Origin of the sequence: Paenibacillus sp. FSL R7-0048 (genome assembly GCF_038004505.1) — a bacterium.
Classification (GTDB): domain Bacteria; phylum Bacillota; class Bacilli; order Paenibacillales; family Paenibacillaceae; genus Paenibacillus_AQ; species Paenibacillus_AQ odorifer.
This window is the reverse complement of record NZ_JBBORF010000001.1, coordinates 6,482,100-6,502,281: the sequence shown is the minus strand read 5'-3', so window position 1 is coordinate 6,502,281 and position 20,182 is coordinate 6,482,100. Positions and strand designations below refer to the sequence as shown.

Genomic DNA, 20,182 nt, shown 5'->3' with positions numbered 1-20,182 from the left:
CATGGGTTATCCAGAGCAAATTGATATTTTTCAAGAAAAACTTAATAAAAAAGTAAACGGTAGCAGCTATGTTATCGAAGAGAGATTACCGCTTGTAAATGGCGTTTACAGTGGTCTTCTAGCGCATGACAATATTAATAATCAGACCATTGCGGTGTACACAGGGTCACAGTATTCCGGGATCGAGCTACGCAATTTCACTGTATCTTTTCCGGATGAGGCGCCCTGGCGGCGGTTGATTAAGATTTTTGCCGATGTGCCTGAGGTATATGTGACTTACGAAACTCCCGGCGATACGGTTGAAGCAGAGGATATTAACGGTTTGCAGGTGAGTCTTACTGCTGTCCAGACTGAAATAGAGCGTTATAAGAACAAGGGCCAGATTGACGGAGGATCATTTAGAAGAGAGGTGTAAAATGGCACAGACCATACAAATAAAGCGGGGTACAAAGGCTGAGCTAACGAGTTATGGCGTGTTGAAGGCAGGCGAGCTTGGTTTTTGCAGTGATACTAAGGAAGTTTATATTGGTGACGGCACGTCCAATTCCATGGTCGGCAGGGCGCTGTCAGGGCCAGAAGCTTCGCGTCCGGTTGCAGGATCCGTTGGTCGTTTGTATTACGTGACTACGGGTTCGAATAGCGGATATTTATATTTTGATGATGGGGCAGCTTGGCGGCGGGTGAATGCGCAGAAGCTTACCGATCTGACAGGTACAATTGATGATATCGCTGATGGAGCAACCTATGCGAAGGTGCTTAAAGCGGATATTAGTGCGGGACATATCAATAAAGTATCGGATGGCACAAGCGTAAAGACTGCCGCTGAGATCAAGACTCACATTGATGATGTGGCCAAGCACCGGACAATCAATGATACAGGGACTACGATTACAGACTTGTGGTCTGCACAAAAGATTAAAAATGAAATTGAGCTGGCTAAGCATAACATCGAACCGCAAGCGTCGGTAAAAGACCAGAACCTGCTGGCTCCACCTGCCAGTCCGGTTGAGGGGGATCGATATATTATTCCAGCAGGGGCAACCGGGGCATGGGCGGGCAAAACGAATCAAATTGTTGAATACCAATCTGCTGCTTGGGTATTTTATGTTCCTACCGTAGGCTGGACCGCTTACGTCGATGATGAGCAAAAGATCTATAGCTGGAATGGCAGCGCATGGGTACGCACGGGTGGTGCACTACAGACCATTACAGCTGGGAACGGGCTAATTGGTGGGGGTCAGGCCGATGCTGTGGCACTTAATATTGGTGCAGGCAATGGAATCACGGTTACTGCAGACGCGATTGCGGTTACGGCAGGAAAAGGAATCACCGTAGATGGATCCGGTGTAGTTGTAAGTGTGGATGGAAGCAGCATCATTTATGATGCAGCGAATGGCAATAGACTTACCGTAGCCAGTATTGATGGCGGAACATTCTAGGGGGCGGGACAATGGCTCTAAAAACATTGATTCAAATACGCCGCGGCTTGGAAAGCGCCATTGGAGCGCTGGCTATTGGTGAGCTTGGGTATTGTACAGACAGTGGCAAGCTGTACATTGGTTCTGCCGCTGGTAATGTCTTGCTGGTAGCCGCGCAGAGTACCGGGGATATGCTGAAAAGCATTTACGATACGAATAACAATGGCAAGGTGGATTTTGCACAACAAGCGGATAGTGTAGCTTGGGCGGGGGTAGCAGGTAAACCAGTGGTATTTCCTCCGGCGGCGCATACACATGATTATTTGCCCAAAGGCCCCCTAACCTGGAATCAACTGAAGGGGGTGTAGAGGATGAGTTACGGCAGCTCTTTATACAGCGAATTGCAATATTCCGCAGATAAAGATTCGAGCCATCCTTGTGAAGTCGAGGCGCCTGATCTAATGCAGTATTTGCCGGACTATTATAAGGATGTCCGCGAAATGGAGAAGCTTCAGGAGACCATCGGGCTAGAAATTGGTGGACTGAAGCTGGGCACTATAGACGTACTGGATCAGGCTTTTGTTGAAACGGCAACGGTGAGCCTTGGACGATGGGAAGCTGAGCTTGGACTAAATATCGATTCATCCAAGTCATATGCCACACGCCGAGAGATGATTAAGGCAAAGCTGCGTGGAAATGGGACGACCACACCGGAGATGATTCAGCGGACGGCGTCAGCTTTTTCAGGTGGAGTGGTTGAAGTAAAGGAAGTGCCTGAGGAGTACCGTTTTGAGATTCATTTTGTGAGTACACTGGGGATTCCTCCAAATATGGCAGGGTTGATTCAAATCATCGAAGAGATTAAACCTGCGCATTTAGCTTATGAATTTGTGTTCAGCTATACCTGGTGGGACTCTGTTAAAGCCTTGACTTGGGAGAGTGCTCACAGTAAAACATGGAACGAATTAAGAACTTATAGATAGGAGAGTGACATATGCAAACCACAGGAAATTTGGGCTTAAAAAAGCCAGAGGGAACAGATATCGTTGATATTGCCGATTTGAACGGGAATATGGACATTTTGGACAATGCCGTTAATGGCAAGGTCGATAAAGTAACAGGCAAACAGCTATCTACGAACGACTACACCGCAGCTGAGAAAACGAAGCTGGGGGGGATTGCAACGGGAGCGAATAATTATGTGCATCCTAATCACACGGGGGATGTTATAAGTACTGGTGACGGGGGGACCGCAATTGCGGCTGGGGTGATTGTAAACGCCGATGTTAATGCTTCAGCCGGAATTGATGCTTCGAAGATTGGAACGGGAGTGGTCTCTAACGCGGAGTTTGGGTACTTGGATGGGGTGACTAGTGGGATTCAGGGGCAGCTGAATGGTAAGGCGCCGTTGGTTACTACGCCTCAGCAGACGACAGCGGATATTACGTACTACGTACGGACGGACGGGAATGACACAAACAACGGTTTAGCCAATACGGCAGCAGGGGCATTTAAAACAATCAATAGGGCTATCGGCATGATTCCTCAAGTTGTTAATCATACTGCATCTATAAATGTTACATCTGGAACCTATGCCGAAGATGTGAGGATTAGCGGCAAAGTAGGCGGTGGTCATGTTCAATTTATGGGTACTTCTGTAACTATCCGCTCCTTCGTGGCTGAACGGTGCAATCGTATTGTTATAGACGGTTTTTCTGCTAATACCACAACCTCAATGGGTTTTAATGCATATGACGGTGGAAACATCGACATTAAAAATTGCTCCTGTGGAACTACCGCTAATTATCCGGGCATTAATATTGCAGGTCAAAACGCAGACATTAGAAATTCTTCGGTATCTGGACGAAACTTTGGAATAATAGTCGGAAGTGCTTCGATTGTTACATCACTCGAAAACACGGGGCAAGCGAATGGCGTAGGTCTTTACACTAGTCATGGCGGTTCAATCTATAAATATGGCTCACAGCCATCAGGAATAACTCCCGAAGGCTCATTAAATGGTATCATCACAAGTGGGGTTCTTAACCCATGGGGAGATAATACAACGAATTCTAGAAGTAATATTGCATGCGGCGGTAGCGCTACACAAACAATCGTACCGCTCACATTCACTAAACTTTTATTCCCATCGGTTTACTATGATCGTTTAGGTGAATGGAATGCGACCACCGGGATTTTCACTGCAAAAGCTGCTGGTATATACGCTATTGATGTTATGGCTACATGCACATCCGTACCCTTGCCATTTGTGGTTCAGATTCAAATTTATAAAAACGGAGCGCGGGATCAGTGCATTGGAAGAACCGTTGCGTCAGCTAGTGGGCAAGACGTTTCCGTCCTTGGGGTTTCTAATACAGATCTTAGCGCTGGGCATACGCTTGAATTTTACATTTATCATTACGGAACATCTAACGTTGGGGTAACTGGTGACGGTCTTTTCAGTCATTTGAGAATAGTTAAAGTTGCATAGAAAAGGGGATGAGGAACGATGAATATAGCACAAGCAATTATGTATCTATACCCAAACGCCGACCCAATAAAAGATTTCATAGTGCAAGATAACGGAGCTGAACCCGTATTACACGAAGGCGTACACGGACGCACACGCTACGAAATCCGACTATTAGATCAAGACGAAACCGAGTATATAGAAGATGTACACTATCGTTATGTAGTGGATTTTAACCGATTGAAAAAGGGCGTAGACTACGACATTATTGAACGTGGCCCATACATCGCAGCTTGGAACCTAGATGTCCCGCAACCAACGGAAGAAGAACTCGAAGCCGCGTGGGAAGCATATCTAGAAGCAGAAGCTAACAAACCACCAGAATTAAGCGAAGTCGAGCAACTCCGTGCTGAAAATACTGCTTTGCAAGACAGGCTTCAAGATGTCGAAGTCATTATGGCTGAATTACTCAGCATATAAACCCAGAGGGAGGTGAGTTGTAATCATGACAATGAATTCATTAACAGCCGCCAAAATTCGGTTGATGGCCAATGCCTGCATCACTCGTTATGATCGTGAGGAGGGTCCGATAAAGAATATCATTTCTTCCTATAACATGCAGCCGGATAATGAGAATTTGGTTAAGGATCAGATTCTCGAGAAACGATCAGATATTCATTTTGCTGAAAACGATTCGACTGAGCAAGCTTCATCAGCCAAATAATTAGCACGCATCCACACAGGAGCGTGTTTTTTTGTGCCCTCGGTGGTGCCGGGGGCTATTACGCATTAACATCATTACAGAAAGGAGCGGACGAATGGGCGAAGGGGATATTGCGCAATTGGAGAAGCTGCTGCCGCTGGCAGATAAGTATGGGCTGGCTTATATCGTTGCTTTCATTTTGATGATCGTGCTGATGGTGTTATTGCGTGCGATTGTCAAAGGGAACCTTGTACCGCGAGAAATGCTGGATCGGGCAGAGGAGGATCGGGATCGTCTGCAAGCGATTTTGGATAAGGAGCGCTCGGAGTTTATGCAGCCCACACTGGACGTCTTAAAGAAACTGAAGATTGACCATACGGAAGACAGGGGGAGTTAGGAATGCTGTCACAATGGATTCGGCGGCTGCTTCTCCCCCGGCATGTTGATAAAGAGATGGAGCTCCGCAGAGCCTCTACCAGCGTTACACTGACCATAAGTCATTATAAAAATGTCTCGCAGGAAATTCAGGAGGAGATTGATCGCAACCGGTTCGCCAAATATTTAGTTTATGATCGAGGGGATCATGATGCACATGATTGATTTTTTATTATTGGTGCTATATGGCACTACTACGGCCTGCGGAATATACATTATTCATTGCCACAGGCAATATTTTTACGAAAGATTTCATAAAGGTGTGGTCAGCGTTTTTATGCTGGCTATGCTTTTTTTCTTATTGGCTTATACATTCAATATGCTTATCGTTCTACTATTCCGTTTGGCAGAATTACTAGGAGTGGACATGACAACATGGCTGACTTGGCTTCATTATAGCTGGGCTATTGCCCAATTCGGTACAACTGGTGGAATTATCATATTAGCGATACTGACACGTTCCGGGAAATACGACCAATTTATTTATCTGAAAAAGATAGACAGAAAAGAGGAACATCATGCTGACATTAACTCAGGTGAAAAATAAATCAGCCCAACGCCTAACCAACCTACACCCCGTAGTTCGTTCCGCTGCTACTGCTCTAATCGAACGTTGTTACAAACTCAACATCCCCATTCTCATTACGCAGGGACTTCGCACAATTGCCGAGCAGGATGCTCTTTATGCACAAGGCCGCACCAAGCCCGGAGCGATTGTAACCAATGCGCGAGGCGGGTATAGCTATCACAATTTTGGATTGGCCGTAGATTTTGCTCTTTTGCTGCCGAATGGATCGAGTGTGTCATGGGATATGTGCCGGGACGGCAATAACAACCAGATCGCAGATTGGCAGGAGGTTGTGAAGGAGGCAAAAGGGCTGGGCTTCGAGTGGGGTGGCGACTGGACAAGCTTCAAGGATTACCCCCATTTTCAAATGGCGTTTGGGTTAACACTCACACAGTTACGAGCAGGGACAAAGCCCTCAACATCTGCGGTGGAGTCAGCGTATAAGGTCATCAATCGGAAGGAGGAGGAAGAATTGAAGAGTGATGTTATTGCTGTCGTAAAGGTTAACGGGGTTAAGGTTGCAGATGGAGTGCTTGAAAAAGGCATCACCTACGTCCCTGTACGTGTTATTGCAGAAGCGCTGGGTGCTCAGGTAGGTTATGATTCTGCGACTCGAACGGTTGAGATTATAAGTACCCGCTAAGGAGGGAAAAGGATGGAAACTGGAACAATTTTAGATAATGTTGTGGCATTCGCCTCTATATTAGCAGTATTCGTACTGGCACTGGTTCAGTTGGTCAAAAATAGTATCAACATCCCGCGTAATGCAGTACCGATTATCGGACTATTGATAGGTTTGTTCATCGGCGTAGTAGCGTATCCTTTTACCGAACTAGATTTAGTGCTTCGCCTTTGGGCTGGGGGCCTTGCAGGTTTATCTGCGACGGGGTTGTTTGAGCTAGCTTTTAAGGATCGCCCGGGCACGACGAAAGGGTAAGTGGATAATAGGTACGAATTATAAAAAGGGCTGTTCCAAAAAGTCTGAAAAAGACCTAAGGAAGAGCCCCATTGTTTTTCTCATGATATTACATAAATAAGTTTCAGAACGAAAGCGTGCTGCCGGGTTGTAAAGAATATAGTCCTGTGAAACCTTCTCCTTTTAATATAGAAGCTACTTGGTCGATATGTGGTTTGGGAGCATGGACAAGTACTGTCCGGTGGCTGGGAATCGTTTGGAGCATTTTGCGAATGTCCGGCAAGCCTTGATGGACTTTATAGCGGATAAGTGAGACTGTACAGCGTACGCTGCTAGATTCTCCGATCATAGCTTGCTCAACAAGACGATGTCCAAAGCTTCCCGCCGCTAAATGTCCCGTAAAAATCACATGGTTGTCAGGAGAAACAGAGAGTTGGTGAAAGTATTCTTGTGCTTTTGCCGACTGCATCATCCCGTCATTGGTGAATACGATAGCTCCCTTAAGATTCAGCATTGCCTTCGCGCGTTCGTCCGAATTAGATACAACACACAAGTTTTTTCTGTTAAAAAGCGCATTTACACGCTGAATAGCGTCCTCTTTCAGCCATTCCACCTTGTCGCTTAATGCTCGTAAAGGAGCGACGAGTACTTCTTCAACGATCAATTGATGATCTGGAAAACATTCATTTGCCCATACGACCAATTCCTGGCTTCTGCCATGGATAGGCACAGGAAGGAGGACTGAGCCCCCTTTTTGCAAGGTGTTATGGATGGCTATCTCTAATTGCTGTAATTTTACAAGCTGCTCATCAGGATCAGCCCCATAAGCGGCATCGATAATGGACAGATCAGCCACATTTTTAGCTTCGGCTTCCATAATTGCTGGGGTGTCTGCCGTGAGCAGCTGCGACTCCTCTGTATAATCCCCCGAGAAATATATGAATTTTCCGTCCCATTGGATAACCAGCCAAACCGAACCTGCTAAATGCCCGCTACGTCCCCATTGAACTCGAAGGTTAGGCGCAAGCGTCAGCCAAGTTTGAGGGGAGACATGCTCCTCTAAATACTTGAATTGAATAGCTTCTTTATCCGTTTCTTCATAGGGGAGCGGGGCGGATTGAGCCGCCACATATTTATCCCAGGCCTCGAAATAATCAGGAAGCTGTAATGAGGTGGATCTAGTAGTCCATACCTTCCCTCTGTATCCGTGTTTATAAAGTAAGGGCAGCGCTATGGAATGATCCTCATGAGCATGAGACAGAAATACTGCCTGCAAATGTGGAATAATATCCTTATCAAGTAGGGGGTATTCCCCTGGGCCTTCTTTTTTTACGCCACAATCGAGCAGGATGCCATTTCGTGAATCCTTGCCCTGCAAAAGATAGGAGGAACGGCCATGTTCTCCGGCCCCTCCCCAAATCGTTAGTCTGCTCATTGTTGTCTCCGCTTTCTATCTGGGCTTAAATATTCTAAGACTAATAGTAGTATGGTGGTGATACCTACTGAAATTACAGCCATGGCCATCCCCATCGCTACCGCACCTTGTTCAAACTGGGCGAAAATATATGTTGCCGAGGTCTGCATTGAAGGCGGAAGAATGAGTAATGAGGCTACCAGTTCCCGATTGGAAATGGTGAAGGTCATCATCCAGCCAGCCACCATCCCCGGAAGGATGAGGGGAAGCAGGACACGGCGGAACACATACAGCTTACTACCTCCGAATACTTGTCCCGCTTGCATCAGAGAGGAATCGATTTGCCCATAGCTTGCTTTTACATACTGAACAGTATAAGGAAGGAAAAGTACGACATAAGTCAGTACAACCATCCAGTAGGTATTATAGAGCGGGATAGGCATCCAGCGGGCATTCCACAGCAGAATTAGCCCTACTACAATTACAATTCCAGGGACTGTATTTGGAAGCAAGCTGAATAAATCTGTAATTTTCTGCTTGAATGTAGCCCCTTTTCCTACCGTTAAGGCAAACCAAGTCCCGAGAATAACAGCGATACTGGAAGCAACGATAGCTAATGTAAAGCTATTTAATAAGGCCTCTAGTCCTTGCGAACCCGGGGATAACAGCTCTGCATAATGTTTTAAGGTTAGATTGCTCCAGGATACACCTTCTCCCCGAAGCTTCAATAATGAGGCTGTTATGATAGAGAAATAAGGAATGCCGATGGATGCCAGAAGCAATAGAAGAACATAACCCCAGCTAAGAAACCCTACGATTCCTGTACTCTTATAACGTTTAGTACGAGTTCCTTTTCCACCGATCAGACGGTAAGAGTAGCGGCTGCTAATTATAGTTTGGATGTACCACATGACAAGACAAACTCCGAGCAGCAAGGAGGCTAGTGAAGTAGCCTTACCAAAATCAATCGGCCAACTGGAGATATATTTATGGATCTCAGAGGTCAGCACGTAAAAGCCGATCCTGCGGCCAAAGGTCGCAGGGGTACCGAATTCAGCAATTGTTTTGACGAAGATGAGCAGTGCTCCAAGCCCATAGCTAGAGAGCAGTAAAGGAATAATCACTCTTTTAAATCTGTAAAAGAAGGGGGCGCCGTGAACAGAGGCTGCTTCCTCCAGATTGCCCCCGATCTGCAAAAGCGCATTGCGCAGCAGCAGGTACAGGAAGGGAAACAGGTGAAGGCTCATGATCAGCACCATACCCCCATAGCTAAAGAAATACGGTGTCAACACGGAGGAGGAGGGCAGAAACTGCTCCATATACCCACCCGTCTGCATAAACAACATCCAGCCCATAGAACCAATGTAAGGCGGCGTCATAAATGGAATTAACAGCACGACATCCAGCCAGTTGTGGCGCCCTAAGTCGGTTTTTGCCATAATCCAGGCTAGAGGCAGCGCAAACAAAGTAGTTAGCAGAATGACGCTTACCCCAAGCCCGATAGAATTCAGCAGCACCTCTACTAGGTCATTGCTCCCCATAATGGTTCGTAGTGGTGCGGCTATGTCGAGATGCTCCTCTGGATAAATACTGGTCCAGAAAATGAGCAGGAGTGGCAGCAGCACGATCACGGTTAGTATAAATAAAGCCAGTCCACCGCTCACCCATTTAAATGAGCGCAAAGAGTTAGTATTCATTACGCTTATTTAAAAATTTGTGTGAAGGTCGAGGAAACTTCATCGCTGTGCTCATTCATCCATTCCCAATTCACATCAAATGTTTTGATTTCTTCAAGATTGGCACGATTTTCTGCCTTCACGTCAGTTCTGCCTGGCAGCAAATAAGCTTTGGCAACAAGGGCTTGCGCTTCATCGGAGAGCAGGTAGTCGATAAAAGCCTTAGCGTTATCTACATTTGGGCTTGTCTTAATGATCGCAGCCGGACGAGGGCTGATTACAGTTCCTTCAGCAGGGTAGACGATATCCACAGGTTCTCCGTCAGCTTTTGCTTTATAAGCCATGTAATCTACGCCAGCAGCAACTACGGATTTAGCACCGGTAATCACAGGATCAAGTGCCTCTTGATTGGCGCCTGCCATAGCTACTTCATTGCTTTTATATTGTTTGAAAAGATCCCAGCCACTGTCCCCCTTAGCACTTAAATACCCAGTCATGAAATCAAGAGCCGAGCCGGAAAGTGAAGGATCGGGGATATTGACTGCACCCGTCCATTCCGCTTTGCTGAGATCATCCCAGGAGGTCGGCGGTGAGCTTACTTTTTTGGTATTGTAGACAATACCGAGTGCGGATGCACTGTAACTGAAATAGTTACCTTCATCTATATCTGACCAATCGCTAACCAGCTTGTCTGAATTAATCGCTTCTTTATATGGAAGTAATAATCCGTCGTTTTTCATTCCTTGCATGGACGGAAGAGAGGCGAGGACAACAACATCAACGACCGGATTGGATTTTTCTGCTTCCATGCGGGCAAGTATTTTTCCTGTAGTGCCTTGGAACATTTCAACCTTAACGCCGGTTTTGGCTTCAAACCCGTCTTTGATTTTATTGGCTAAGCCTTCAGGGCCTGCACTGTAAACGACAAGATTGCCGCTTAGTGTCTTTTCTGTTGGTTGTGGGGCTTCAGTTTGCGTCGCCGCCGCAGTATCGGTTTGGTTGTTGCTTGCGTTAGCCGCAGGGGTGTTCGAGGAGCCGCAGCCCACTAAAGTAATACCAAGTGCAGTTGTTAGAAGAAGTGAACTTAACCCTTTTGTCTTTTTCATTTGATTCAATGTTATTGCCTCCCTAATATTGTTGTGTGCATCTTGCTGCATGGAACAGCATCATATAGAGCCATTCCATGCAGTGGACGCTTAATTCAGATGATGGATTTGGTGCTCTGAAGCGTACAGCTGAATCTTTTCCCCTACAGGTAGGCGCCGCTCATGATAAGCGGTCCAAGTCCCATTGTGCTCCATGTCCAGAATGATCTCATAGCGATCCCCCATATAACTCACATGCTGAATAGTCCCTGTAAAAGGAAGAGAGGAAGCATTCTCCTGAGACCAGCGTAAATGTTCTGGACGCAGCATCTGTTTATCCGGAACGATCCAGTTGGATTTACCAATAAAGTGGGCTACAAAAGGATGACTCGGTTTACGATAAATGTCCTCAGGAGATCCACTTTGTAAAATAGTACCACCTTGCATTACAACTACTTCATCTGACATAGACATCGCTTCGGTTTGATCATGCGTCACATACAGGGCTGTAATGCCCATGTTTTTTACCAAGGAGATTAACTCCAGCCTCATTTCATCTCGCAAGACCGCATCCAGCGCACTTAATGGTTCATCGAATAATACAAGCTGAGGGCGCATGACTACGGCTCTGGCAAAAGCAACCCGCTGCTGTTGTCCACCGGACAGCTGATGTGGAAAACGCAGCTCCAGCCCCTCCAGCTTGACCGATCGAAGCGCCTCCTGTACCCGAATCCGTAAATTCTTTTTTTGTTTGGAAGCTCGAAGTCCGAAGGCTACATTCTCGAACACAGTCAGATGCGGCCAGAGGGCGAAATCTTGAAAAACCATGCCAAAGTTACGGCGATGAATGGGGTGGCTAATTCTTTTGCTGCCTGAAAAAATAAACTCATCATCGATCAGAATTTCTCCTGCATCCGGTGTTTCCAGCCCAGCAATCAGACGGAGTAGTGTCGTCTTTCCACAACCTGAAGGACCGAGTAATGTCGTAAAGCTTCCAGCGGGAATCTTTAGATCTGCAGCTTTCAAGGCATGCACATCTCCGAATTTCTTTTCCAATCTGTGGATTGTAATTTCCTTCATTCTATCTACCTGCCTGTTCTTAAGCTTGTTCTTAGTGTAAAGGTAAAGAATTCCCGCTATATTTGCTGAATGTAACTGTGATATTAACTTTTTTGCCGATTTATTTTAACATTCATAGAATTCTTCTATGTTACCGTTTAGGAAAAGGCGAGGGAGTGGAAGAGAATGAACCTTAATCTAATGAAGCTGGAAATTGTAGAACTGCTGAATAAACATAAAAAAATTACCACGGTAGCAGATAAACTCGGACTAAAGCAGCCCACCGTTACGTATCATTTGAAGAATTTAGAGCAGCAATTGGGGGAGAAGTTATTTGAATCCAGAATGGATAAAATGATTCTTACGGAGAGTGGCAAAGCTTTTCTTCATTATGCGATCAAAATCAATGCGCTTACTGCGGAAGCGGAGCGGGTGGTAAAAGAGTTCAGTCAGGCAGGTCGGGGGACACTGAAAATTGGCGCCAGTTATGTTCCAGCTACTTATATTCTTCCACAAATATTGGGGCAGTTTGGCGAACAGCATCCGGGGATTACCATTTCTTTATCGGTTAAGCCTTCACCGGTGATCAAAGAAATGCTTGCCAGCCATGAGATTGATCTTGGTATTTTGTCTACGGAATCTTTTTATCTGCCTGATCTGCATACTCAAGCCTTATGTGAGGATGAGCTTGTCCTTGTTTTTGCACCTACACATGATTTTGCCGGATTTTCTAATTTAAACTCAGCGATGATTGCTTCAGCGAGCTTTATTTTACATGACAAGGAATCAAGCACACGCCAGTTGACGGATAAATGGTTTGAACGAGAGGGAAAAGAATCAAAACCGCATATTTTGCTCGATTCACTGGAGGCAATTAAGCAATCGCTCATGAGTGGACAACATGTTTCATTTATTTCACGCCTTGCTGTGGAGGACGAGGTAGCCAGAGGAAGATTGCTAATGCGAGCCATTCCGGATTATAATTTTGAAAGACATATTTATTATTCGTATAACCGTGATCGCCATTATTCTCCTTTAATTGGACTGTTCATTGATCAGCTCCGTACAATCCGAATATAAGCATACATAGAGAATATACGATAGAGCCATTATATATATGAAAGAATACATAAAATATAAGGACTGTATAAATTCAGAAATTGGTGTATAATCTTAGGTGCTGTGTCGCTTTACAGCACAAAAAAGTTGCAGATTTTCAAACGGTTTTATTGTATGATATGAGGAAGCTTTAATAGACGATATTTAGACAGACAAACTTAACACATTGATCCGGAAGAGAATGGGGGGAGCAGCATGACCGAACTTACGACTACCGTCAGCAAAAGCAACTCTAACAATCTGCTGCGACGGGACGTACGGTTCTTGGGGAACATTTTAGGAGAGGTCTTGGTTCACCAAGGCGGTAACGAACTGCTAGAGATCGTGGAGAAGATCCGCGAGACCAGTAAATCGCTACGCTCACTATTTTTACCTGAACTGCATAGTGAATTTAAGGAGTTAATCAATTCTTTGGATCCGGAGAACCGTCATCAGGTAATAAGAGCGTTCGCCATTTATTTTCAATTGGTGAATATTGCCGAACAGAACCACCGGATTCGCCGTAAACGTGACTATGAACGTTCAGCTGGGGAGACAGTACAACCCGGTTCTATAGAAAGCGCTATTCAAGAGCTTCGTGAACGTGATTTCTCTCATGAGGAAGTCAACGAGATTATTGAAGGATTGTCTCTGGAACTTGTAATGACGGCACATCCAACGGAAGCTATGCGCCGTGCGATTCTCGATATTCATAAACGGATATCCGATGATGTTATGGGTCTTGATAACCCTACCTTAACTTTCCGTGAACGTGAACAGCTTCGCGAGAAGTTATTGAATGAAGTGATTACGCTTTGGCAAACGGATGAGCTGCGTGACCGCAAGCCTACAGTACTCGATGAAGTGCGTAATGGAATGTACTATTTTCATGAGACGATTTTCCATGTATTGCCTGACGTGTATCAAGAGCTTGAACGCTGTCTGAGCAAATATTATCCAGGACAGAATTGGCATGTGCCAACCTACTTGCGTTTTGGATCATGGATTGGCGGAGACCGTGATGGTAACCCTTCGGTAACCTCAACAGTCACTGCGCAGACTTTACGCATGCAGCGTAAGCTGGCCATTCGTGAATATCAGCGTATTATGCGTGAACTCATGAAATATCTAAGCTTTAGCACAAGTATTGTTAAAGTGACGCCTGAGCTAGTAGAATCCATCGAAGCTGATCGTCAGATCATTAACCTAGGCAAGATGGAAGAATGGCGCAATGACAATGAACCTTACCGTATCAAGCTTAGCTACATGATCTCTAAGACACAAAATGTTTTAGATGATGAGAAAAAAGATACTCCTGAGCGTTATGCTACACCTGAGGAGTTCATAGATGATTTGAATGTCATTGACCGCAGTCTACGGCATCACTACGCCGACTATGTGGCCGATACTTATATTAAAAAGCTAATCCGCCAAGTGGAGCTGTTCGGATTCCATACGGCAACTCTTGACGTGCGTCAACACAGTCAAGAACATGAGAATGCCATGACAGAAATTTTGGCGAAGATGAACATTTCGCCGGACTACTCTAAGTTGACGGAGATCGAGAAGATTGATCTGCTGGAGAAATTGCTGAATGATCCACGTCCGTTGACCTCTTCTTACCAGACTTATACTGAAAGTACAGAGGAGTGTCTGGCTGTTTACCGGACGATCTTCGCATCGCAGGAAGAGTACGGCAAACAATGTATCACCAGTTATCTGATCAGTATGGCTGAAGCTGCGAGTGACATTCTGGAGGTTATGGTCTTCGCCAAAGAGGTAGGACTATTCCGCAAGGATAACGACGGTACAGTTGTATGTACCCTGCAAGCAGTGCCACTTTTTGAAACGATTGATGACTTGCATGAAGCACCGCAAATTATGAACACACTGCTCAATATGCCGATCTACCGTGATGCGGTAAGAGCAATGAATGATTTGCAGGAAATCATGCTTGGATATTCAGATAGTAATAAAGATGGCGGCGTGGTTACTGCTAACTGGGAACTGCGTGTTGCCCTAAAAGAAATTACAGCGACAGCGGATAAGTTCGGAATCAAGCTGAAGTTCTTCCATGGTCGTGGTGGAGCGCTCGGCCGCGGGGGTATGCCACTTAACCGCAGTATTCTTGCTCAGCCTGCTTCGACAATTGGCGGCGGGATTAAGATTACCGAGCAGGGAGAAGTAATCTCCTCCCGTTACTCCATGCAAGGGATTGCTTACCGCAGTCTGGAGCAAGCGACATCTGCGCTTGTAACAGCAGCAATTAGTGCGAGAGTGCCACAAGCGGATCTTTATGAAGAGAAATGGGAAGAGATTGTTGCCCGTATTTCTGAGGTCTCGCTGAACAAATATCAGGATTTGATCTTCCGTGATCCGGATTTCCTGACTTATTTCAAAGAATCAACACCTCTGCCTGAGGTTGGAGAGCTTAATATCGGTTCCCGTCCTTCCAAACGGAAGAACAGCGACCGTTTTGAAGATCTGCGCGCAATTCCTTGGGTATTTGCATGGACACAAAGCCGTTATTTGCTCCCAGCCTGGTACGCTGCTGGAACCGGACTGCAGAGTTTCTATGAGGGTAAGGAAGAGAATCTGAAGATAATGCAACATATGTATGAGAACTTCTCATTCTTTACTACACTGATAGATACGCTGCAAATGGCTATTTCAAAAGCGGACTTGATCATTGCTAAGGAATACGCCAGCATGGGCAAGAACGAGGAAGCACGTCAACGGATCTTTGGCCAGATTGAAGATGAATTTAATCTGACCTCTGAGCTAATCCTGAAGATTACAGGCCAGCAGGATATTCTGGATAACGTTCCTGTGATTCAAGAGTCGATCAGACTCCGCAATCCATACGTTGATCCGCTTAGCTACCTGCAGGTTCAATTGCTATCTGAGCTTAGAGCGCTCCGTGAAATTGATGGAGATGATAGCGAGCTGCTTCGCGAAGTATTGCTTACCATCAACGGCATTGCCGCCGGTCTTCGGAATACCGGCTGATATAGTCTTAACAACAAAAAGTCCGCCCTATTTGGGGCGGACTTTTTTTGCCTAATACAAGTTGTTGTGATCATAAACTGTATATTGCTGCTGTGAACATTACTTGTTCCTAAATATTGGAGAGTCAAACCCGATATTTCTTTATTACCCTACCCAAGTAACCGAGATGTAATCGGAGGTAATTAACGTGGCACTTATTACTTCGGTGATGGAGCAGCGTAGAGGATATTTGGAACTGTAGGAGCGCCAGCGTTCGCCTTTATCCTCAGATTTCGACCGCTATATGCGGTTTATAATCAGGAAATGTGAGGATAACAGCGACCGGAAGTCCAAATATTTCTCGGAGCTGCACTTAATCGCCTATACCAAGTTGTCCAGTTTTTAACTCAGTTTACATAGAAGGTTACAATACAATCCTTGATTTTTACACAAACTTGAATTACGATTTAATTGCTTGTACCGTGGATATTTGCGAAGAAATACCAAGGGCGGCAAGTCTGGGGGAGTTAACAGGTGGAGAATTTGGAAGGCAGATTGACAAAGCTCGCCTTGAAGGGCGACCAAAGGGCATTTGCCGAGCTTGTGGAACTATATAAAGACAAAATATATCATTTAGCTTACAGGATGTTGAACAATCGCCATGAGGCGGAGGATATTGTTCAGGAGACCTTTTTGCGTGTGTATAGGAATTTGGATCGTTATGATGATAAACAGAAGTTCTCCACATGGATTTACCGGATTGGAACGAACCTCTGTATTGATAGATTACGTAAACGAAAACCAACCTATTCGCTGGATGCTGAAATGAACGATCAGGAGGGCCTTGATGGCTATTCGTTGATTCCGAGCGACAATGTGACACCTGAGACCGAACTATTGCTCTCTGAGACGCAGGGGCTAATCTATGAAGCGATTGACAGTCTGCCTGTGAAATACAGGTCGGTGATGATTCTGAGATACCTGCAGGATCTGTCCCTTCAGGAGATTAGTGATGTCCTGGATATGCCCGTGACCACGATTAAGACGCGTGTACATCGAGGCCGTGAATTTTTGCGTAAAAAATTAGGCCCAAAAATGTAAAAATAGATTTTATTTATGAAACATCTTTTCGAGAGCGACGTATGTAAGTTAAGCAAGTCTTATGTGTCCTGACCCTTTGTCTTAGGATAATTAAATAGCACTCATGAAAGGATTGGCTCCTATGGAATGCAAACTGGCCGTCTCTATGATGCATGACTACTTGGATGACGACTTGCCCGAACAGCAGCAGAGGGAATTGAAGGAGCATCTTCTATCCTGTCCAGATTGCCGTGCAAAGTTTAAAGAATTGGAACAGACAGATATGTTGATGTTCTCCCTAATGCATCAGAATCCTGTAGCTTCAGATGATCTTGTGAGCCGGATAATGAGTTCATTGCCAAAGACTAAGAAAGAAAAAGCCTTTATTACCTGGATCAAGAGACACCCTGCACTTACAGCGGCATCTCTATTCCTTGTCGTTATGCTGATGAGCACCGTAACTTTTTGGAGTCCAGACAGACAACTTGTAGTTAGAGGTGTTGATTTGGATCAAGTGGTCATCAAAGGGGATACTGTAATTGTACCTTCCGGCAAAATAATTACCGGAGACCTTACCATAGAGAACGGTAAAGCACAGGTATATGGAGAAGTGAACGGCAACGTGACAGTCATTGACGGATCTCTATATCAGGCTTCAACAGCTCATATTTCTGGGCAAGTCAAAAGCATAGACCAGGCAGTAAGCTGGTTCTGGTATAAAGTGACGAACATGTTCTCTGAAGTTGCCTACCGTTAATGCGGGCAGTGGTTACCTTGAGCAGGAATATTAATTAGCGCCTCTTTTTCCGGAAAGATGGCGCTTTTTTGTTTCCTTAAATTGGGTGGTTTCGGAAAGGATTGAGGGACTAAACTTGCAACTGAAGCCCGAACGTTATAACCTAGATATGATACAGAGCTAACAGACATTTTACATAAACCCAGCTAATTTGAAATGACGGGGGTTTTAGGCAATGAGTTATTTTACTGAGCTAACATGGAAAGATTCCATTAAAGATATAATTGATATCCTAATCGTCAGTTACATTATTTATAAAGTGCTTAATATGGTACGCGGGACGCGGGCGATTCAGCTTTTAAAAGGGATACTGGTTCTGGTCTTGATTTGGGCGGTAAGCACAATCTTGGACTTGTATACACTTAAATGGCTAATGAATCAAATGTTTACTTTCGGGGTCCTAGCTGTCTTTATCATTTTTCAGCCGGAACTACGAAGGGGACTGGAGCAGCTTGGACGGGGCAGATTTTTCGGACGGGCTGGAGAAAGTGACGAAGAGATCAGTAAGTTAATCGGCGAAGTGATTAAAGCCGTGAATTATTTATCTCGCAGAAAAATAGGGGCGTTAATCGTTTTTGAGCGGGAGACGGGGCTAAACGAATATACAGAGTCAGGCATACCCATGCGTTCCCTGGTCAGCTCCGAATTGCTTATTAACATCTTCATTCCCAATACACCTTTGCATGACGGAGCCCTTATTATGCAGGGAAATCAGATTGCTGCGGCTGCTTGTTACTTGCCTTTGTCCGAGAATCCTTTTATCAGCAAAGAACTGGGAACCCGGCATCGGGCTGCTATAGGAATAAGTGAGGTTGCGGACTCGGTGTCTGTCATTGTCTCGGAGGAGACAGGGCAGATTTCCCTTGCCATCAATGGCCAGATCGTTAGAGACATTAAGGAAGAATCCATGATATCGAAGCTCCATCAAGAGCTTAGTGTAAGTTCATCGCTGAAGGAGAAGGGTTCAACTTTCTGGAAACGGAAGGGGGACAAGAATCATGGATAAGTGGATGAATAATAACAATTTCAATAAGATTCTGGCCCTTGTGTTTGGGATCATTTTGTTTACGATGGTTCATGTCGATACTGCGCCTTCTGGACAGACAACAGTGGATATTAAAACAAAAACTATTGAGAATGTGAAGATTGAAGTGACCGGCCTTGACGAGGACAAATATGTCCTTGAACCCTTGGCTGTCGATAGTGTCAGTCTGGAGGTAGCGGGTAAAAATTCCGATATCTCCTTTCAGTTCTCGGATGACTATAAAGTGATGCTTGATTTGAGTAAGGTTGAACCTGGGGACACCACGTTGCCACTTTACTATAAACTACCCAAAGGTGTATCTCTGGTAAGAATGAATCCTAAAGAGGTTACTGTACATGTAGAACCGCGAAACACGAAGTCTTTTCCCATAACATTGGTTACAAAGGGAAAACCTGCAGCGGGTTATCAAATAGGCACGCCTGTCTTGCAGCCTACAGATACTGTAAAAGTGACACTTGCGGATAATGAACTAAGCAAGGTAGCCAAGATACAAGGGACTATTGAGCTTAACGGTGAGAACGAAACCTTTGTAGAAAAAAAGCTGAAGCTACACGCTTATGATAATAATGGAAATGAAATTAAAAATGCTGTAATTGAGCCTTCTACTGTATCAGTGGAATTGCCGATTACCTTACCTTTTAAGAGTGTGCCGCTGGAGATTGGCTTTACTGGGCAACTTCCAGATTCACTCGTATTATCCAAAGTGACCCCTGAGCAGGAAACGGTCGTAGTGTATGGACAAGCAGAGGCTTTAAAAGCTTTATCTGCTTATGAAGCTACAGTTGACCTTAGTGCAATAGATTCTGCGGGGACGAAACAAGTAAAGGTGGATCTGAAGGCTCCGGCTGGAACGGAGAAAGTTATGCCCGAAGCCGTAAACGTTTCATTAACCATCTCAGAAATTGCTGAGCGGACGATTGAGGCGGTACCTATCAAGCTCCAAGGCGTGGGGGATGAATTGGAAGGAAGTATCGTTAATCCTTCAAGCAAGGAAATTGCGCTTACCTTAAAGGGTGCACCTGCTTTACTTGATCAACTTGATAAGAAAAATATAGGGGTTGTGGCTGATGTTAGCGGACTTTCAGCTGGAACTCACGAGGTTTCTTTGCGGGTATCATTACCCAAGTTCATCGCACTAGCCAATGCAGGGGTGCCACTTACTGTGACCGTGCAACTGCTATCGCCTGCAGCACCAGTCCCTACGCCTCATCCAGATACGGGGGGTGTAACTACTCCTGAACCGAGTTCTGAACCTGTTATAGGCGATGTGGAACCTACGGAGAAGCCCACGCATAGTGGAGAGGCTGGTGGAGCAACACCAACGCCTGTCCCGACGGATAGCAATCCGGAGAATAACGGCACAGCTAACACAAGTACGAATTCCGAGAATCCTGTAGGTACAGGCGGGACGTAATCTTTTGAGCCCAGAGG

Annotated in this window: 22 protein-coding genes; 18 read left to right on the top strand and 4 right to left on the bottom strand. The window is 45.3% G+C overall.

Annotation, left to right across the window (positions count from 1 at the left end):
* The first annotated feature begins 1 nt into the window (after position 1).
* From NSQ91_RS28715 to NSQ91_RS28660, 12 genes are all read left to right on the top strand, one after another.
* Positions 2-415, top strand: a complete 414-nt coding sequence (locus NSQ91_RS28715; RefSeq protein WP_076304948.1) for a phosphoglucomutase — start codon at positions 2-4, stop codon at positions 413-415.
* A gap of 1 nt (position 416) precedes the next feature.
* A complete protein-coding gene (locus NSQ91_RS28710) occupies positions 417-1,439 on the top strand; it encodes a DUF2793 domain-containing protein (protein WP_076304947.1) in 1,023 nt (340 codons plus the stop codon).
* 11 nt (positions 1,440-1,450) lie between these two features.
* Positions 1,451-1,786, top strand: coding sequence for a hyaluronate lyase N-terminal domain-containing protein (locus NSQ91_RS28705; protein ID WP_076099872.1), 336 nt, complete (start codon positions 1,451-1,453; stop codon positions 1,784-1,786).
* Positions 1,787-1,789: 3 nt separating this feature from the next.
* Positions 1,790-2,401 (top strand): putative phage tail protein, encoded by a 612-nt coding sequence (locus NSQ91_RS28700; RefSeq protein ID WP_076304946.1) that lies wholly within the window; start codon positions 1,790-1,792, stop codon positions 2,399-2,401.
* 11 nt (positions 2,402-2,412) lie between these two features.
* Positions 2,413-3,909 (top strand): hypothetical protein, encoded by a 1,497-nt coding sequence (locus NSQ91_RS28695; protein ID WP_076304945.1) that lies wholly within the window; start codon positions 2,413-2,415, stop codon positions 3,907-3,909.
* A gap of 18 nt (positions 3,910-3,927) precedes the next feature.
* Entirely contained in the window at positions 3,928-4,368 is a 441-nt protein-coding gene (locus NSQ91_RS28690; RefSeq protein WP_076304944.1) for an XkdW family protein, read from the top strand.
* 25 nt (positions 4,369-4,393) lie between these two features.
* Positions 4,394-4,612, top strand: a complete 219-nt coding sequence (locus tag NSQ91_RS28685; RefSeq protein WP_081387930.1) for a hypothetical protein — start codon at positions 4,394-4,396, stop codon at positions 4,610-4,612.
* Between the two features lie 94 nt (positions 4,613-4,706).
* Positions 4,707-4,988 (top strand): hypothetical protein, encoded by a 282-nt coding sequence (locus NSQ91_RS28680; protein WP_036681272.1) that lies wholly within the window; start codon positions 4,707-4,709, stop codon positions 4,986-4,988.
* 2 nt (positions 4,989-4,990) lie between these two features.
* Entirely contained in the window at positions 4,991-5,191 is a 201-nt protein-coding gene (locus NSQ91_RS28675; RefSeq protein WP_036681274.1) for a hypothetical protein, read from the top strand.
* Positions 5,184-5,573, top strand: coding sequence for a hypothetical protein (locus tag NSQ91_RS28670; RefSeq protein WP_076304943.1), 390 nt, complete (start codon positions 5,184-5,186; stop codon positions 5,571-5,573). Before NSQ91_RS28675 ends, NSQ91_RS28670 begins: the two co-directional genes overlap by 8 nt.
* Entirely contained in the window at positions 5,545-6,237 is a 693-nt protein-coding gene (locus NSQ91_RS28665; RefSeq protein WP_076304942.1) for a M15 family metallopeptidase, read from the top strand. The genes NSQ91_RS28670 and NSQ91_RS28665 overlap by 29 nt, the downstream gene beginning before the upstream one ends.
* 12 nt (positions 6,238-6,249) lie before the next feature.
* Positions 6,250-6,531, top strand: a complete 282-nt coding sequence (locus tag NSQ91_RS28660; RefSeq protein WP_076280160.1) for a holin — start codon at positions 6,250-6,252, stop codon at positions 6,529-6,531.
* A 103-nt stretch (positions 6,532-6,634) separates the two neighbouring features.
* Here NSQ91_RS28660 and NSQ91_RS28655 read toward each other — a convergent pair whose 3' ends face one another.
* The 4 genes from NSQ91_RS28655 to NSQ91_RS28640 form a co-directional block, all read right to left on the bottom strand.
* The gene (locus NSQ91_RS28655; protein ID WP_076186563.1) at positions 6,635-7,945 is read right to left on the bottom strand and encodes an MBL fold metallo-hydrolase; all 1,311 of its coding nucleotides are present in this window, start codon (positions 7,943-7,945) and stop codon (positions 6,635-6,637) included.
* The gene (locus NSQ91_RS28650; RefSeq protein WP_076304941.1) at positions 7,942-9,621 is read right to left on the bottom strand and encodes an ABC transporter permease; all 1,680 of its coding nucleotides are present in this window, start codon (positions 9,619-9,621) and stop codon (positions 7,942-7,944) included. The genes NSQ91_RS28655 and NSQ91_RS28650 overlap by 4 nt, the downstream gene beginning before the upstream one ends.
* A 5-nt stretch (positions 9,622-9,626) precedes the next feature.
* Positions 9,627-10,706, bottom strand: a complete 1,080-nt coding sequence (locus NSQ91_RS28645) for an ABC transporter substrate-binding protein (RefSeq protein ID WP_076304954.1) — start codon at positions 10,704-10,706, stop codon at positions 9,627-9,629.
* A gap of 90 nt (positions 10,707-10,796) precedes the next feature.
* On the bottom strand, positions 10,797-11,765 hold the full coding sequence (locus NSQ91_RS28640; protein ID WP_076304940.1) for an ABC transporter ATP-binding protein: 969 nt from the start codon (positions 11,763-11,765) through the stop codon (positions 10,797-10,799).
* A 165-nt stretch (positions 11,766-11,930) separates the two neighbouring features.
* Here NSQ91_RS28640 and NSQ91_RS28635 point away from each other — a divergent pair, with 165 nt between their 5' ends.
* The 6 genes from NSQ91_RS28635 to NSQ91_RS28610 all read left to right on the top strand — a co-directional run bounded on the left by NSQ91_RS28635 (position 11,931) and on the right by NSQ91_RS28610 (position 20,165).
* On the top strand, positions 11,931-12,824 hold the full coding sequence (locus NSQ91_RS28635; RefSeq protein ID WP_076304939.1) for a LysR family transcriptional regulator: 894 nt from the start codon (positions 11,931-11,933) through the stop codon (positions 12,822-12,824).
* 234 nt (positions 12,825-13,058) lie between these two features.
* Complete coding sequence (ppc, locus tag NSQ91_RS28630; protein ID WP_038573414.1) at positions 13,059-15,851, top strand: phosphoenolpyruvate carboxylase; 2,793 nt, start codon at positions 13,059-13,061, stop codon at positions 15,849-15,851.
* 513 nt (positions 15,852-16,364) lie between these two features.
* Positions 16,365-16,931, top strand: a complete 567-nt coding sequence (gene sigW / locus NSQ91_RS28625; protein ID WP_036681288.1) for an RNA polymerase sigma factor SigW — start codon at positions 16,365-16,367, stop codon at positions 16,929-16,931.
* A gap of 121 nt (positions 16,932-17,052) precedes the next feature.
* A complete protein-coding gene (locus tag NSQ91_RS28620; protein WP_036681404.1) occupies positions 17,053-17,667 on the top strand; it encodes a zf-HC2 domain-containing protein in 615 nt (204 codons plus the stop codon).
* Positions 17,668-17,881: 214 nt separating this feature from the next.
* Positions 17,882-18,712 (top strand): diadenylate cyclase CdaA, encoded by an 831-nt coding sequence (gene cdaA, locus NSQ91_RS28615; RefSeq protein WP_036681290.1) that lies wholly within the window; start codon positions 17,882-17,884, stop codon positions 18,710-18,712.
* The gene (locus NSQ91_RS28610) at positions 18,705-20,165 is read left to right on the top strand and encodes a CdaR family protein (protein WP_081391917.1); all 1,461 of its coding nucleotides are present in this window, start codon (positions 18,705-18,707) and stop codon (positions 20,163-20,165) included. The genes cdaA and NSQ91_RS28610 overlap by 8 nt, the downstream gene beginning before the upstream one ends.
* Positions 20,166-20,182: the final 17 nt, after the last annotated feature.

Bases quoted from the DNA above. Each gene is read 5' to 3' on its own strand.
- NSQ91_RS28715 (WP_076304948.1), top strand. From the start codon at position 2: ATGGGTTATCCAGAGCAAATTGATATTTTTCAAGAAAAACTTAATAAA.
- NSQ91_RS28710 (WP_076304947.1), top strand. From the start codon at position 417: ATGGCACAGACCATACAAATAAAGCGGGGTACAAAGGCTGAGCTAACG.
- NSQ91_RS28705 (WP_076099872.1), top strand. From the start codon at position 1,451: ATGGCTCTAAAAACATTGATTCAAATACGCCGCGGCTTGGAAAGCGCC.
- NSQ91_RS28700 (WP_076304946.1), top strand. From the start codon at position 1,790: ATGAGTTACGGCAGCTCTTTATACAGCGAATTGCAATATTCCGCAGAT.
- NSQ91_RS28695 (WP_076304945.1), top strand. From the start codon at position 2,413: ATGCAAACCACAGGAAATTTGGGCTTAAAAAAGCCAGAGGGAACAGAT.
- NSQ91_RS28690 (WP_076304944.1), top strand. From the start codon at position 3,928: ATGAATATAGCACAAGCAATTATGTATCTATACCCAAACGCCGACCCA.
- NSQ91_RS28685 (WP_081387930.1), top strand. From the start codon at position 4,394: ATGACAATGAATTCATTAACAGCCGCCAAAATTCGGTTGATGGCCAAT.
- NSQ91_RS28680 (WP_036681272.1), top strand. From the start codon at position 4,707: ATGGGCGAAGGGGATATTGCGCAATTGGAGAAGCTGCTGCCGCTGGCA.
- NSQ91_RS28675 (WP_036681274.1), top strand. From the start codon at position 4,991: ATGCTGTCACAATGGATTCGGCGGCTGCTTCTCCCCCGGCATGTTGAT.
- NSQ91_RS28670 (WP_076304943.1), top strand. From the start codon at position 5,184: ATGATTGATTTTTTATTATTGGTGCTATATGGCACTACTACGGCCTGC.
- NSQ91_RS28665 (WP_076304942.1), top strand. From the start codon at position 5,545: ATGCTGACATTAACTCAGGTGAAAAATAAATCAGCCCAACGCCTAACC.
- NSQ91_RS28660 (WP_076280160.1), top strand. From the start codon at position 6,250: ATGGAAACTGGAACAATTTTAGATAATGTTGTGGCATTCGCCTCTATA.
- NSQ91_RS28655 (WP_076186563.1), bottom strand. From the start codon at position 7,945: ATGAGCAGACTAACGATTTGGGGAGGGGCCGGAGAACATGGCCGTTCC.
- NSQ91_RS28650 (WP_076304941.1), bottom strand. From the start codon at position 9,621: ATGAATACTAACTCTTTGCGCTCATTTAAATGGGTGAGCGGTGGACTG.
- NSQ91_RS28645 (WP_076304954.1), bottom strand. From the start codon at position 10,706: ATGAAAAAGACAAAAGGGTTAAGTTCACTTCTTCTAACAACTGCACTT.
- NSQ91_RS28640 (WP_076304940.1), bottom strand. From the start codon at position 11,765: ATGAAGGAAATTACAATCCACAGATTGGAAAAGAAATTCGGAGATGTG.
- NSQ91_RS28635 (WP_076304939.1), top strand. From the start codon at position 11,931: ATGAACCTTAATCTAATGAAGCTGGAAATTGTAGAACTGCTGAATAAA.
- ppc (WP_038573414.1), top strand. From the start codon at position 13,059: ATGACCGAACTTACGACTACCGTCAGCAAAAGCAACTCTAACAATCTG.
- NSQ91_RS28620 (WP_036681404.1), top strand. From the start codon at position 17,053: ATGGAATGCAAACTGGCCGTCTCTATGATGCATGACTACTTGGATGAC.
- cdaA (WP_036681290.1), top strand. From the start codon at position 17,882: ATGAGTTATTTTACTGAGCTAACATGGAAAGATTCCATTAAAGATATA.
- NSQ91_RS28610 (WP_081391917.1), top strand. From the start codon at position 18,705: ATGGATAAGTGGATGAATAATAACAATTTCAATAAGATTCTGGCCCTT.